The organism is Lysinibacillus sp. FSL R7-0073 (assembly GCF_038009065.1).
GTDB classification, from domain to species: domain Bacteria; phylum Bacillota; class Bacilli; order Bacillales_A; family Planococcaceae; genus Lysinibacillus; species Lysinibacillus fusiformis.
The window spans coordinates 4,252,258-4,266,959 of sequence record NZ_JBBPAS010000001.1 but is presented as its reverse complement, the minus strand read 5'-3'; the positions used below and the strand labels follow the sequence as shown (position 1 = coordinate 4,266,959).

The 14,702-nt window shown below is 38.2% G+C and carries 13 protein-coding genes and 1 tRNA gene; 8 read left to right on the top strand and 6 right to left on the bottom strand.

The window, feature by feature from the left end:
* Positions 1-85: 85 nt before the first annotated feature.
* Positions 86-1,150: a M24 family metallopeptidase gene (locus MKY88_RS21405; protein ID WP_340814664.1), complete on the bottom strand. Its 1,065-nt coding sequence runs from the start codon at positions 1,148-1,150 to the stop codon at positions 86-88.
* A gap of 136 nt (positions 1,151-1,286) precedes the next feature.
* On the opposite strand from MKY88_RS21405, the gene MKY88_RS21400 reads away from it, so the two are divergent.
* A complete protein-coding gene (locus tag MKY88_RS21400; protein ID WP_340814662.1) occupies positions 1,287-2,969 on the top strand; it encodes a peptide ABC transporter substrate-binding protein in 1,683 nt (560 codons plus the stop codon).
* Positions 2,970-3,010: 41 nt separating this feature from the next.
* On the opposite strand, the gene MKY88_RS21395 is transcribed toward MKY88_RS21400, so the two are convergent.
* From MKY88_RS21395 to opp3b, 4 genes are read right to left on the bottom strand one after another with little or no spacing between them, the layout of a single operon-like run.
* Positions 3,011-3,376, bottom strand: coding sequence for a DUF3899 domain-containing protein (locus MKY88_RS21395; RefSeq protein ID WP_254664333.1), 366 nt, complete (start codon positions 3,374-3,376; stop codon positions 3,011-3,013).
* Positions 3,373-5,364, bottom strand: a complete 1,992-nt coding sequence (locus tag MKY88_RS21390) for an ABC transporter ATP-binding protein (protein ID WP_340814661.1) — start codon at positions 5,362-5,364, stop codon at positions 3,373-3,375. Before MKY88_RS21390 ends, MKY88_RS21395 begins: the two co-directional genes overlap by 4 nt.
* Before the next feature lie 13 nt (positions 5,365-5,377).
* Complete coding sequence (gene opp3C, locus MKY88_RS21385; protein ID WP_328205374.1) at positions 5,378-6,409, bottom strand: oligopeptide ABC transporter permease; 1,032 nt, start codon at positions 6,407-6,409, stop codon at positions 5,378-5,380.
* On the bottom strand, positions 6,406-7,335 hold the full coding sequence (gene opp3b, locus MKY88_RS21380) for an oligopeptide ABC transporter permease (protein WP_193833209.1): 930 nt from the start codon (positions 7,333-7,335) through the stop codon (positions 6,406-6,408). The genes opp3C and opp3b overlap by 4 nt, the downstream gene beginning before the upstream one ends.
* Positions 7,336-7,485: 150 nt before the next feature.
* Between opp3b and MKY88_RS21375 the strand changes: the two genes are divergently transcribed.
* From MKY88_RS21375 to tsaD, 6 genes are all read left to right on the top strand, one after another.
* Positions 7,486-7,561: transfer RNA gene (locus MKY88_RS21375), tRNA-Asp, on the top strand.
* A 458-nt stretch (positions 7,562-8,019) separates the two neighbouring features.
* Complete coding sequence (locus MKY88_RS21370) at positions 8,020-8,358, top strand: hypothetical protein (protein ID WP_025117515.1); 339 nt, start codon at positions 8,020-8,022, stop codon at positions 8,356-8,358.
* A gap of 332 nt (positions 8,359-8,690) precedes the next feature.
* A complete protein-coding gene (tsaE, locus tag MKY88_RS21365; protein WP_193833208.1) occupies positions 8,691-9,140 on the top strand; it encodes a tRNA (adenosine(37)-N6)-threonylcarbamoyltransferase complex ATPase subunit type 1 TsaE in 450 nt (149 codons plus the stop codon).
* Positions 9,137-9,844 carry a tRNA (adenosine(37)-N6)-threonylcarbamoyltransferase complex dimerization subunit type 1 TsaB gene (tsaB, locus tag MKY88_RS21360; protein ID WP_340814660.1) on the top strand — a complete coding sequence of 236 codons (708 nt, stop codon included), beginning with the start codon at positions 9,137-9,139 and terminating at the stop codon, positions 9,842-9,844. Before tsaE ends, tsaB begins: the two co-directional genes overlap by 4 nt.
* The gene (gene rimI / locus MKY88_RS21355) at positions 9,837-10,289 is read left to right on the top strand and encodes a ribosomal protein S18-alanine N-acetyltransferase (protein ID WP_069482800.1); all 453 of its coding nucleotides are present in this window, start codon (positions 9,837-9,839) and stop codon (positions 10,287-10,289) included. Before tsaB ends, rimI begins: the two co-directional genes overlap by 8 nt.
* Positions 10,289-11,305: a tRNA (adenosine(37)-N6)-threonylcarbamoyltransferase complex transferase subunit TsaD gene (gene tsaD, locus MKY88_RS21350; protein WP_328204540.1), complete on the top strand. Its 1,017-nt coding sequence runs from the start codon at positions 10,289-10,291 to the stop codon at positions 11,303-11,305. Before rimI ends, tsaD begins: the two co-directional genes overlap by 1 nt.
* A gap of 435 nt (positions 11,306-11,740) precedes the next feature.
* Here tsaD and MKY88_RS21345 read toward each other — a convergent pair whose 3' ends face one another.
* Positions 11,741-13,684, bottom strand: coding sequence for an ABC-F family ATP-binding cassette domain-containing protein (locus MKY88_RS21345; protein ID WP_328204538.1), 1,944 nt, complete (start codon positions 13,682-13,684; stop codon positions 11,741-11,743).
* 244 nt (positions 13,685-13,928) lie between these two features.
* On the opposite strand from MKY88_RS21345, the gene MKY88_RS21340 reads away from it, so the two are divergent.
* The gene (locus MKY88_RS21340) at positions 13,929-14,564 is read left to right on the top strand and encodes a redox-sensing transcriptional repressor Rex (RefSeq protein WP_012291935.1); all 636 of its coding nucleotides are present in this window, start codon (positions 13,929-13,931) and stop codon (positions 14,562-14,564) included.
* Positions 14,565-14,702 lie beyond the last annotated feature (138 nt).

The window sequence follows — 14,702 nt, the reverse complement described above, 5'->3', positions numbered from 1 at the left end:
TTCAATAATAAGCTCAAAATGTTGAACTTAATGGTTTTAAAAGGTGTAAAAAAAAGTAAACATTTATAGGGTGAGTGTAAAGAAATTATAAAATAATGAGTTCTTTTGGCGAGTGTGTGATTACTTCAACACCATCTTTTGTAATGATGACATCATCCTCTATACGAACACCGCCAACTTGTGGGACGTAAATGCCTGGCTCAACTGTAAGTACCATATTCTCCTCTAAAACGTCTTCACAAACTGTCGACATGAAAATATTTTCGTGAATATCTAGACCGATGCCATGACCTGCTCCATGTCCGTAATTTTCCCCATAGCCTTTAGCTGTAATATAGTCACGTGTATAGCTATCTGCATTTTGTCCTGTTATACCAGCCTTCATATTAGAAAGAGCATGTTGCAAGGAGTCATAAACAATTTGATATATTTCTTTTAATTGTTCAGGAGGCTCACCGACAGCAATAGTTCTTGTCATGTCAGAACGATAGCCTTCATAATAAGCGCCAAAATCAAGTGTAAGCATATCACCTTGTTCAATAATTTTCGAAGATGCCACGCCATGTGGTAGAGCAGAACGATGACCAGAAGCAACAATCATATCAAATGCAGCGCCAGTAGCACCATTTTTACGCATATGGGATTCCAGCTCATTGGCAATTTCAATTTCTGTAACACCAGGTTTAATGAATGTCAAAATATGCTTAAATGCTTCATCTGAAATCCAAGCTGCTTTCTTAATGATTTCAATTTCCTCTGGTGTCTTAATCATACGTAAATCTTCCACAATAGTAGATAAAGGCTTTAATGTTGCTGTTAATTTATTAGCTATTAATTGATAAGTGTAGTAAGTGACGTGATGTTGTTCAAAGCCAACAGTTTGAATGGATTCCTGTTCTAAAATTTCTTGAATCGTTTCATATAAACGGCTGCGATCAATCTCATGAACCTCAAATGTTTTACTTTGCTCTGTTGCTTGCTGTATATAGCGGAAGTCCACCAATAAAAGTGCCCGTGTGTTAGTTACTACAACCGTTCCTGCACTTCCTGTAAATCCTGTTAAATAACGACGGTTTTGAGCATTTGTAATAATCATTGCGCTTGTACCTTGTGCTTGTAGAGCATTTCGTAATTGTTCTAGTTTTGACATGTTGTCATTCCCCCTTTAATGAAATTATAATGCAAAATCTGTGCCAATTTTTGAAAAATTAGAATCGGCATGGAAATTGCATAGATTTTTATAGTGCGATTTCTTTTCGTGCAATAAAATTAAAGGGGTTTTGAGGATGGCTAAAAAAACAAAATGGCTTTTCGTATTGTTAGCATTAGTGCTCGTTGTATTGGTCGGTTGTTACGGCAAAGATAAAACCACTTCTGGAAATACTACAAATAGTAATGAAACAGATAATGCATCTTCTGATGGGGATGACAATATTACTGCACAGGAACTTCATTTAGTGGCAACAGGAGATTTAACGACGATGAGCTCTTTGGGGAGTGTAGATGCACTTGCTGTGACGGCAATGAACTCAGTATTTGAGGGATTATATCGTATAGGTCCGGAAAATACACCAATTCCAGGTATGGCAGAGTCACATGAAGTTTCTGAGGATGGTACAGTGTATACATTTAAAATACGTAAAGATGCTGTGTGGAGTAATGGGACTCCAGTGACAGCACATGATTTTGAGTATGCATGGAAAAGAGCTATAAATCCCGAAACTCAAGCAATTTATTCATACTTAATGTTAGATATAAAAAATGCTGCCAATGTGCAAACAGAAGAAGACCCCCTTTATGGGAAGGTGGAGGAAATCGGTATTAAAGCATTAAATGATGAAACATTAGAAGTGCAGCTAAATGCGCCGATCCCATACTTTATTAGCTTAACAACGTATGCACCGTTCTTCCCATTAAATAAAGAATTTACAGAGTCCCAAGGTGATCAATATGCGCTAGAAGCGGATAATATGATCTATAATGGTCCTTTCATGATGGTGTCTTGGCAACATGGGCAAGGATGGACGTTCGTCAAAAATGAAAGTTATTGGGATAAGGACACTGTAAAGCTTACTAAAATCACGCAGAAAATAGTGAAAGATACGGCAACGGCTGTCAATCTCTATGAAGCTGGTGAAATAGACACTGCCGAGTTATCTAGTGAATATGTTGCTCAATATAAAGACAGTCAAGAGTATTCAACGTTTTTAAAGCCAAATACGTATTTTATTCGTATGAATCATGACAATAAATATTTATCTAATCTAAACATTCGTAAAGCCATTGATATGGCATGGGACAAACAAGGATTCGCTGAAGTGATATTACAGGATGGTTCCATTCCTGCTTACTATTTAGTACCTCAGGGATTATCAACAGATGACAAGGGGAATGATTTCCGTGATGGCAATGGCGATATGAATAAAACAAATATCGAGCTAGCGAAGGAAGCGTGGGCTACTGGCTTAAAGGAACTTGGTGTAGACCAAGTAAAGCTGGAGTTTTTAACATATGACCGTGCAGAATCTAAAAAAGCCGCTGAATTTATTAAAAACCAATTGGAGACGAATTTAGAAGGCTTAGAGCTAACAATTAATATGCAGCCAAATAAGCAAAAGCTTGCATTAGAAGGGGCTGTTGATTTTGATTTAGACTATGGTGGCTGGGGCCCTGACTATCAAGACCCTATGACTTATATTGAATTATTTGAGTCAACGGCTTATTATAATCAGTCTAACTATAAAAATGAAAAAGTTGATGCACTTATTAAACAAGCAAAAACTACCTCTAATGTTACCGAGCGTTGGGAACATATGCAGCAAGCCGAAAAATTAATGATGGAAGATGTAGCATTTGCTCCAACATTCCAAAAAGGGTTAAGTCGTTTGACAAAACCATATGTGAAAAACTTATATGAGCATCCATTCTCAGCTGACATAAGCTATAAATGGGTAGAAATTGTAAAATAAAAAGTGCTGTCCTCTTTTCTCGAGAGGACAGCATTTTTCATTTATAGATAGAAAACTATAGATAAAATGGCTGTCACGGAGCAGCCAAGTATACCTACCAACAGGAGCGGATAAGTGAAGGTGTAGGTCGGAGCATAAACATATTCTAAATCTCCATCTAATTCAAAGGCATAGACACCATTTTTAGTAACACGTGCAAAAAAACGTTTGAAACTATAGGCGATACCATTAAAAAGCCCACCTTGTACAACAACCAATGAAGCACCTACAATTGTAGAAGTAAGTGAAACAAGGAAAATATTGTTAATTAGCGTTAAAAAAGTGATTGGTTGGTGGAGGAGCCAGGTATAGCTGAGGGAAACTATGATTATACAGCTAGCAAGTAAGAGGAAGGTCTTTAATTTCAAAGTAATATACCTCCTTCTTGTGCTGAACGGTATTGGACAAGCTCCTCCTCTGTCAGCATAACAAAGTGACCAGGCCGTATCTCAACAAAGCTTTCACTTTCAATATTTCGGTTAGCTTGATAGGTAGCTTCATTAAAAATAATGCGTTTGCGTTCTCGCTCTAGCTTAGGATCTGGTAATGGGATGGCCGACAATAATGATTTTGTATAAGGGTGTAAGGGGTGATCATAGAGCTCTTGACTGTCCGCTAGCTCAACGATTTTCCCTCGATACATCACACCAATACGATCACTAATATACTTCACCATCGACAAGTCATGTGCAATAAAAAGATAGGTCAACCCACGTTCTTGCTGTAACTTTTTTAGCAGATTCACTATTTGTGCCTGAATGGAAACGTCCAATGCAGAGATAGGCTCGTCTGCAATGATGAGTTCAGGCTCTACAGCTAGAGCTCGTGCAATACCAATACGTTGACGCTGGCCACCACTAAGTTCGTGTGGATAACGGTTTGCATACTCCTTTGTTAATCCGACTATGTTTAATAGCTCATATATTTTTGACTTCCATTCACTTTTAGGTACTTCATGGATGGCCAATCCTTCTGCAATAATATCCATTATCTTCATACGTGGATTGAGAGAAGAATAGGGATCTTGAAAAATCATTTGCACCTTGCTATTGAAGGCAAGCTTGTCTTTTTTTGTTTGATGGTCATTGATATTACGGCCATCAACGTGAATGTCACCACTAGTAATCGCATGGAGTCCAATAATGGAACGTCCCGTTGTCGATTTACCACATCCGGATTCTCCTACAAGACCAAAAATTTCTCCTTTATAAATATCGAAAGTAATGCCATCTACCGCTTTATTAACCGTGTTTTTACTTAAAGAAAAGTGCTGCTTAACCTCTTTTAATGATAAATAGGGATGTTCTTTATCAAAGATAGCTGGTGCCTGACGCTTCTCTTGCTGTACTTGAGCAAGCTGTTGGTGAATCGGTACTATTTTCGGTGCGTGTTCATGCAATAACCAAGTGGCAGCGAAATGAGTGTCGCTGACCTGAAACATAGGTGGTTCCTCTATAAAGTCAATTTTCAAGGCATGTTTATTACGAGCTGCAAAGGCGTCACCAGTAGGGGGATGAAGCAGGTTTGGTGGCGTTCCAGGAATGGCATACAATGAGTTTGTATGAATATCTGGATTAGGCATGGCTGCGAGTAGCCCTTGTGTATAAGGGTGCTGACAATGATAAAATATTTCATCAACTAAGCCAATTTCAATGATTTTTCCAGCATACATCACGGCAACACGATCGGCCATTTTAGCGACAACGCCTAAATCGTGGGTAATAAAGATAATAGATAAATTCATTTTTTGTTGTAGATTTTTTAATAATTCTAAAATCTGTGCTTGGATCGAAACATCTAGTGCTGTGGTAGGCTCATCAGCAATGATGATACGTGGCTCACAAGCAAGAGCCATGGCAATGACTATTCGCTGGCGCATACCTCCAGAAAATTGGTGTGGGTACTGTTTATATCGTTTATCAGCTTCTTTAATACCGACAAGCTGCAATAACTCTATAACACGGTTAGTTATTTGTCGGCCACGTAAAGTCGTATGTTTTTTTATACTTTCTGCAATTTGGTGACCAATCGTCATCGTAGGGTTTAAGGCAGTCATTGGATCTTGAAAAATCATAGCTATTTCTGCTCCGCGTATTGCTCGAATTTCTTGCTCACTGGAAGATAAAATATCATGTCCGTTATAAAAAATATGTCCGCTTTTTATCATTGTTGATTCGGTTGGATTGAGGCGAAGAAGGCTTTTCGAAGTAACTGATTTTCCAGAGCCAGACTCGCCTACAATGGCTAAGGTTTCACCTTCAAATAAATCAAATGATATATTGCGTACGGCTTGTACCTCACCATTGTACGTGTTGAAGGAAACACTTAAATTTTTCACCTCTACTATTTTTTTCATTTAGAGCACCTTCCTATTTACGAGTTTTTGGATCGAATGCATCACGTAGTCCATCACCGAGTAAATTAAAACTAATCATAATTAAACTAATGACAATAGATGAAACAATCATGCCATGTGGATAAATTCTTAGTAATTTATATGAATCATTAACAATTGTCCCCAAAGAAGCTGTTGGAGGTTGTAGCCCTAATCCAATAAAGCTTAATAAAGCCTCCGTGAAAATAGCACCTGGAATTGTAAATGTAGTCGCAACAATAATTGGCCCAAGCGTATTGGGAATTAAATGTTTCCATATGAGACGCTGGTTACTAGCACCAAGTGTTCGTGAAGCAAGAACATATTCATATGTTTTCAACTTCAGTATTTGTGCACGAACAATTCGAGCCATACTAATCCATCCTACGATCACCATTGCAATCGTAATTGAAATAATCCCTGGCTTTAAAATAAGAATCAGGAGTATGTTCACAATTAGTCCAGGGATACCAACTAACACTTCAATAATACGTTGCATGATAGTATCTGTTCGACCACCATAAAATGCTGAAACAGCCCCATAAGCAACTCCTATAATTAGATCGATGGTTGCTGCTAAAAAAGCAATATAAAGAGAAATTCTTGTTCCTTCCCATACACGTGTCCAAAGATCTCGCCCTAATTCATCTGTACCGAACCAAAAATATTCTTCAATACCTTTCGCTTTATATTGGTCTATGCCTCGGCTATCGACACCATTCAAACCTAAGAAAGGAATATTCTCAAGGACAGGAATTTTTGGAGGCAAATTGGTACGCGCAATATTTTGTTCGTCATAGCCGTGGCTATTCATAAAAGGCCCGAAGACGGCAAGTAATAGAACAACGATAATAGTACATAACCCAACAATAGCTGCTTTATTTTTTCGCAAGCCACGCCATGCATCCTGCCAAAATGATTGCTCAGGACGATAGGTGAAATCATCCGTAATATTAGATTGCGGTGCATATTCAAATAGCTCCTTTGGAGGACTCTTAGTTGTACCATCTGTCAGTTTTAGGGTCATGCCTCATCGCCTCCTGCCACACGAATTCGGGGGTCAATCAATCCATATAAAATATCGATGATTAAAATGACGGTTACAAATAACACCGCATAAAAAATAGTCGTACCCATAATGAGCTGATAATCATTCGTAATAATTGAATTAACAAATTGCTCACCTAAACCTGGTATACTGAATATCTTTTCAATAACAAGTGAACCAGTAATAGTGTTAACGGTTAACGGACCAATAATAGTGACGATTGGGATCATGGCATTTCGAATACCATGCTTTGTAATGATAATAGGCTTTGATAATCCTTTTGCTTTTGAGGTTAAAATGTATTCCTGACTAAGGACTTCTAGCATTTCAATGCGGGTGAAACGAGCAATTGTAGCAATTACTCCAACTGCTAAAGCAATTGTTGGTAAAATGGAGTACTCAAAGCCATTCCAAAAGGCAATGGGTAACCAGCCCAATTTAACGCCAACCCAATACTGTAAAAAACCTGCAAAAACAAAGGATGGAATTGATATGCCTAGTACGGCTAGTATTGTAGCGCCATAGTCAATAATAGTGTTGTGTCTTAGAGCAGCTATAATGCCTAAAAAAAGTCCAATAATTGTACCTACTAGAATGGCTTGAAAACCTAAAATAGCCGATGCACCAATACGTTCTTGAATAATCTTAGTCACTGGTCGATTATCAAAGACAAAAGAAACACCTAAATCTCCTTGTACAAGATTCGTTAAATAAATACCAAATTGCACAGGAACCGGCTTGTCTAATCCATATTTTTTGTAAAGTAGCTCTTTTTGCGTCTCTGGAAGGCGTTCATCATTAAATGGTGAACCTGGCAAAGCCTTCATTAATAAAAATGACAGCAGGATAATAATAAAAAGCGTAAGGATCATATATCCAATTCGTGTAAATATGTACCGAACCATGGCACCAACCTCCTACTAAATAGTGTGTTGAAACTATTAATTTATTTGCAAGATTGATGCCAATTGTTAGAAAAATAGGAGAAGAAAAAATATGAAAATATATATTGCATACCTTTTTCTTATATGATATATTTATAAATGTCTTAAAGAGGTCCCGTGGTGTAGCGGTTAACATGCCTGCCTGTCACGCAGGAGATCGCCGGTTCGATCCCGGTCGGGACCGCCATTTAAATTTGATATGTTCGCTCTTATGTACTGTTACAGTCATAAGAGCTTTTTTGCATTTAATAATATTTTTCTTGCTGCTTATCCGTCAACCATAAAATTTATTTCAATTGTGAAAATGTCACTTTATGAAGACCCAGTTCACAGGGTAGAAACATAGAGGTGAAAAGCTTTACATTTGGTGAAGGCTTTATGACCTACCTCCTATTGATTTTAACAAAATAACATCCATTGCCCTAAATGGCCCCGCTACTGTCACTAGAAAAATGCCAAATCCCAATGAATTCAATTGTATTATTGAAATGAAGCTAATGAATTGTATATATTTAACATTATCTAAAGATAGTAAAAATTGCCGATAAATGATGGCGATCTTATAAGGTAAAATGAGATATGTTTCTAAAATTAAATCTACGGGTAAAAATTAGAAGTAATTGGATTGGCTACGGAGGTGTTTACATGAGCAAAGACCATTTCTTAAAACATTTTTATTTACCTTTGCTTATTGGTTCCATGATCATGATGGTAGGCTGTGGAGATCCTATTATAGAGATTGAAGAAGCAAATACGTATCACTGGCAAAAAAATATGAACGAAGTAGAATTTGAGAAATTAAAAAATGATATGTCATATATTGAGGTAGTAGAGACAGCAGGCGGCGCAGGTAAAAAGGTGAAAAATAATGAATACCGTTGGAATGATGAAACTTTGTTGACTCAGGCTTATATAGTGAAATTTAAGGATGACAAATTAATTGCTAAAGAGATTATAGCTGTAAAAGGCCATTCCAATCGATAATTATGAAATGTTTTTGTAAAAGAAGGTATCTCAACATGTAGACAAAAGCCATCGGGAAATTCATTCTCGATGGTTTTTGTCCTTCTTATCACCTTCACTGGAAAGCGTCCGCCCGTAGTGGAAATCAGCGGCTTTACTTTATTTCATTGTACAGTCTGACACGTCTTCATAAGAAATCGTGTTTTTGTTTATATCGTGTCACCTAACTGCTGTTATTAAAAGAGCTTTTTAACGAGCACAATCAAAGAAATTATAATGGTATTGGATGCTTTGAACATTTCCACTAGTTTAGGTAAACTAGAGGTAATGTAGTGATGAGAGGAAAAAAGAATATGTATGAAATAATCATGAATTCAGTTGATGATACAGAACGTTTTGCCAGCAAACTTGCGAAAAAGCTAGAAGCTCAAGATACGATTACATTAGAAGGTGATCTAGGCGCGGGCAAGACGACATTTACGAAAGCCTTGGCAAAGGGGCTTGGGGTCAAACGAACAGTCAACAGTCCAACATTTACGATTATTAAGCAGTATGAAGGAAGATTACCGTTTAATCATTTAGATGTATATAGGTTAGCAGAAAGTGATGAAGACCTTGGTTGGGACGAGCTGTTTTATGGAGATGCGGTATCAGTGGTTGAATGGGCGCAATTAATTGAACAGGATTTGCCACAGGATCGCCTAGCGATAGAGATTTACCGAATCGGAGAAAATGAACGACGCTTTGTGTTAATACCTCGTGGAGAACGCTATGAGGCACTATGTGAGGAGCTAATGAAATGATTTGGTTAGGAATAGAAACAGCAAATACACCACTTTCCATTGCAGTTGTAAAGGACGGCAAAGTAGTCGCCGAGATGGTACAAAATATAAAATTAACGCATTCTGCAGGTGCGATGCCAGCGATTGAAGAAATCCTGGCACGAATAGATGTAAAACCAAATGACTTGGATGCGATTGCAGTATCCGAAGGACCAGGTTCTTATACTGGTGTCCGTATAGGTGTGACATTAGCAAAAACATTAGCATGGACATTGCAGAAACCTTTAGTGGGCGTATCTAGTTTAAAAACATTGGCTGCCAACGCTGCCCTTTATAACGGGTTGATTTGTCCAATTTTTGATGCTAGAAGAGGCAATGTCTATACGGCAGTTTATCAAGGAGTGACATTAGAGGCACTTATGGAGGATCATCATGCACATATTGATGATTTATTAGTGCGTTTAAAGGCATTAGAGCAACCTATTCTATTTGTAGGAACAGATGTTGATATATTTTGGGAGACTATTGTGCAAATGCTTGGTGATCATGCAGTACGTACACCATTTAGTATTGATTTGCCACGCGCAACGGAAGTCATTCATATAGCGACGAAAATGGAGTTACCGAGTGTCGAAGCTACCCATCACTTCGTTCCACAATATAAACGGATAGCCGAGGCTGAGGCGAACTGGCTGAAAGAACAGAAGGAGAAGGAATATGAGTAGGAATGTAACTTATCGAAAAATGGTTTCTGACGATGTGCCAGCAGTTTATGAAATTGAATTGGCTTCATTTCCAGTACCATGGACGTTAGATTCCTTTTACTACGAAGTGCATGAAAATCAGTATGCGCATTATGTGCTGGCTATAGATGAAGATGGTAGTATTATTGGTTTTTGTGGCATGTGGATGGTCATAGATGCAGCTCAAATAACAAATGTAGCTGTGATTGAGCAGGCGCGTGGCAGAGGGATAGGTGAAGGATTAATGCGTGAGGCGATGCATATAGCGCGTATTAATGGAATGGAGGTCATGACGCTTGAGGTACGTGTAACAAATGCGGTTGCACAAAATCTCTATCGCAAGCTTCATTTCCAAGATGGTGGTATAAGGAAAGGCTATTATACTGATAACGGGGAGGATGCCCTTGTCATGTGGGTGAATTTATAATGAATAATGGATTGATATTAGCAATAGAATCGAGCTGTGATGAAACAGCTGCAGCAATTATTCGAAATGGTCATGAAATTGTTTCGAATGTTGTTGCTTCACAAATAGAAAGCCACAAGCGATTTGGTGGAGTAGTTCCTGAAATCGCTTCACGTCATCATGTTGAACAAATTACAGTGGTTATTGAGGAAGCATTAGCACAAGCGAATATAAAGCCAGCCGATTTGGATGCTGTTGCAGTTACGGAGGGGCCAGGTTTAGTCGGTGCGCTGCTAATTGGCATAAACGCGGCTAAGGCGTTTGCATTTGCCAACAATTTACCGATTATCGGTGTTCATCATATTGCAGGTCATATTTATGCCAATGCTCTAGTCCAGCCAATGGAGTTTCCGTTGTTGGCACTTGTTGTATCAGGTGGGCATACGGAGCTTGTTTATATGAAGGAACATGGCTCCTTTGAGGTTATCGGTGAAACAAGAGATGATGCAGCCGGTGAGGCATATGATAAAGTGGCACGAGTTTTAAATTTACCTTATCCAGGTGGCCCACGCATTGATCAGCTTGCTCATGAGGGGGAAGAGGCTGTTCCTTTTCCAAGAGTTTGGTTAGAGGAAGGATCCTATGATTTTAGCTTTAGTGGCCTAAAATCAGCGGTCATCAATTATAAACATAATATGGATCAACGTGGCGAAGCTATTTCACCAGCAGCCGTAGCAAAGGGCTTTCAGGAAAGTGTTGTCGAAGTACTAACAACTAAAACATTGCGTGCCGCTCGCGAATATCAGGTGAAGCAGGTCATTGCAGCTGGTGGTGTAGCAGCCAATAAAGGCTTACGTGCTTCATTAGAGGCAGTGTTCACTGAGGAAGGGATTCCGTTTTTTGTACCACCACTCAAATTGTGTACAGATAATGCAGCAATGATTGGAGCAGTAGCGATGCCAATGTATGAAGCGGGTGTCCGAGGAAAATTAATGATGAACGGTCGTCCAGGCATGGAGTTAAAATCCTGGGTGTAGTGGTAAACGAAGGAGGTATCTTATTAAAGATATCTCTTTTTTATTGTCGAAAATTTGTTGATAAAAAATAAAAGTAGCGAAGAGAATTATAAAGTGAAATACTTTAATTGACAAATTTTTCAGAAAATTATCCACAGGTAATAGAGCGAACTAAATACCGAACACGCGTACTTATGCACAATATGTTGATAACTTGTGCATAACTTGTGATTATTCAATATATAGTAGCACGTTTTACACGGGATGATGTGGATAAAATAATTTTTAATTGTGGACAGTGTGGAAAACTCTGTTGATATGTTGGTATTACTATATTTATGGTGTGAATAAAACTGTGGGCATTTTTTGTCGAAAAATAGCACTTGACCAATATATATGAAAAATGAAGGGGAGTAAAGAAAAAGCCATGTGACAATGCACACGGCTTATATAAAATTACATATTTATATTTTCTAATTCATCATTTAACTCTAGCCATTCTAATTCTAAAAGCTCATGCTGTTCCTTTTCGGTAGCCAATTCGTCTTGCAGTAGGGCAATTTTTTCATGATCTGTAAAAATTGCAGGGTCACAGAGAGCTTCCTCTAATCTATCAATGGAGGCAGTCGTTTCTTGCATCCTGCCTTCTAATTCTTCGATAGTACGTCTTATTTGCCGTTCGCGTTTTTTTGCCTCTTTATCAATTTTGGAGGTAGAGATCTTATCAGGTAGGTCCTGCTGTAGTTGCGGTTGGGAGGAACTTTTCATTTGTGCTAGCTCCAACAGCTCCTGTTTTTTTTCTACATAATAATCATAGTCCCCTAAATATTCAAACGACCCAGTTCCAGACAACTCCACTACTTTTGTAGCGATACGATTAATGAAGTATCGGTCATGGGAGACGAATAGAAGCGTTCCCGGATAATCGATCAAAGCATTTTCCAGCACCTCTTTACTATCTAAATCTAGATGGTTTGTAGGCTCATCGAGAATTAAAAAATTGGCCTTTTGCATCATTAATTTGGAAAGTGCCAGTCGTGCTTTCTCGCCGCCTGATAAAGAAGAGACGGTTTTATCCACATCTTCTCCACTAAATAGGAAACGTCCCAAAACGGTGCGAATATCTTTTTCATTCATAAGCGGCCATTCATCCCATAGCTCTTTTAAGACACTTTTATTGCTCGAAAGTTTAGCTTGCTCTTGATCATAATAGCCAATTTGTACATTCGTACCATAACGGATATCACCTGCTAAAGGTGTTAAATCTTTTACAATTGTTTTTAATAATGTCGATTTACCAACCCCGTTTGGTCCAACAAGAGCGATTCGATCCTCGCGAAAAGTACGTAGCTTAATACCACTTGATATGCGCTGATCGTTATAGCCTATTGTTAAATCATCAACGGATAAGACATCATTTCCACTTTGACGTTCAATCGTAAAACCAAAACTAGCGGATTTCTCATCACCATCCGGCGATTCCATCCACTCTGTTCGTTCAAGCATCTTCCGTCGACTTTGTGCCATTTTTGTTGTAGAGGCACGTGCAATATTCTTTTGGATAAAATCCTCTAGCTTGGTCTTTTCGTCTTGTTGACGCTCAAAAAGTTTGACATCACGTTCATAGTTTTTAGCTTTCTCATCTAAATAAGCACTGTAGTTACCTGTATATTTTGTGACACGATGGCGTGAAACTTCATAGACAATGGAAACAACTTGGTCTAAGAAGTAGCGGTCATGGGAAACAATTAAAATAGCGCCCTCATAGCTCTTTAAATAAGATTCTAACCAAGATAATGTTTCAATATCTAAATGGTTCGTAGGCTCATCGAGAATTAATAGGTCTGGTTTACTCAGTAAAAGCTTAGCTAGTGCTAAACGTGTTCGTTGTCCACCAGATAGTGAGCTAATAGGTTTACCATAGTCTTCCGGATAGAATTGCATTCCATGAAGCACTGAGCGTATGTCCGATTCATATTGATAGCCGCCAGCATCCTTAAAAGTATGCTGTAGTTGATCGTATTCCGACATAACTTTCGCATACAGAGTAGGATTTTCATAAACGGTAGGATCTGCCATTTGCTGTTCGAGCGAGCGGAGCGTTTGTTCTTGAGCTAAAAGGGGTTCGAAAATGGTCATCATTTCATCCCAAATAGTTAACGTAGAATTTAATCCGGCATGTTGCTCTAAATAGCCAACCTGGATGCCCTTTGGAATAATGATATCCCCTGAGTCATAGGACATTTGACCAGCGATTATTTTTAATAAAGTAGATTTACCTGCACCGTTACGCCCTACTAAGGCAACGCGATCACGGTGTTGAACTTCTAATTTCACACCACTTAAAATTTCATCTGCAAGAAAGGATTTAGTTAGTTGATTGACCTGTAAAACAATCATTCTTGACACCTCAATTCTACCTTAGTGTAATGGATGAACGATTTGCATGCAATGTCGGTGCTTTACTTATTCCAAGCAGTCATGTAAGATTGAAACGATTTCTTTTTAGTTAGCTGCGTACAAAGCGCCATTAACTAAAGAGAAATACGCTAGTGGATTGCAAAATGTTGTATATAGTTAAGGATAAATGTATTAAAATTAGTACAGTAAAATTGATTGAGTTTCATCATAAGGAGGAGAAAGTTTGAAACAAGAATTAAAAATTCCACAAGCCACTACAAAAAGACTTCCTCTTTACTATCGATTTATTCAAAACTTTGCACAAGAAGGTATGGAACGTATTTCGTCGAAGGAACTGAGTGAAGCGATGAAAATAGATTCTGCAACCATTCGCCGTGACTTTTCTTATTTTGGTGCTCTTGGAAAGAAAGGCTATGGCTACGATGTACAGCATCTATTACAATTTTTTAGCCAGACGCTTGATCAACATGAAACAACAAAAGTAGCGTTAATTGGCGTGGGGAATTTAGGCAGTGCATTATTAAAATATAATTTTCAAAAAAACCACAACACTCATATTGTTGTAGCATTTGATTCGAAAGCTCCGAAGGATGGCAAAATGATTAGTAACATTCCTGTTTTTCATCCTGATTTGCTGGAAGAAAAGTATGCAGAATACGGGGCAGAGCTAGCTATATTGACAGTATCACCACGCTCTGCGCAAAAAATGGCAGATCGTTTAGCGGCTATGAATGCAAAGGGGATTTTAAACTTTACGCCCGAGCGCTTAACGGTCCCAGATAGCATGCAGCTATTAACCATTGATTTATCGGTAGAATTGCAAGCGCTTATTTATTTAATTCGGAATCAGGAAGTGTGAAAATTTTACATATTTTATAGTGGAGTTCACTGTTTCTGTCAAATAGTAATTTTCATTAAAACAAAGTAAAATCAGTAAGAGTGACGAAAAACTTTCACATATAATTAGTTAGCAAAATGGCGAAATATGCGTTAAAAT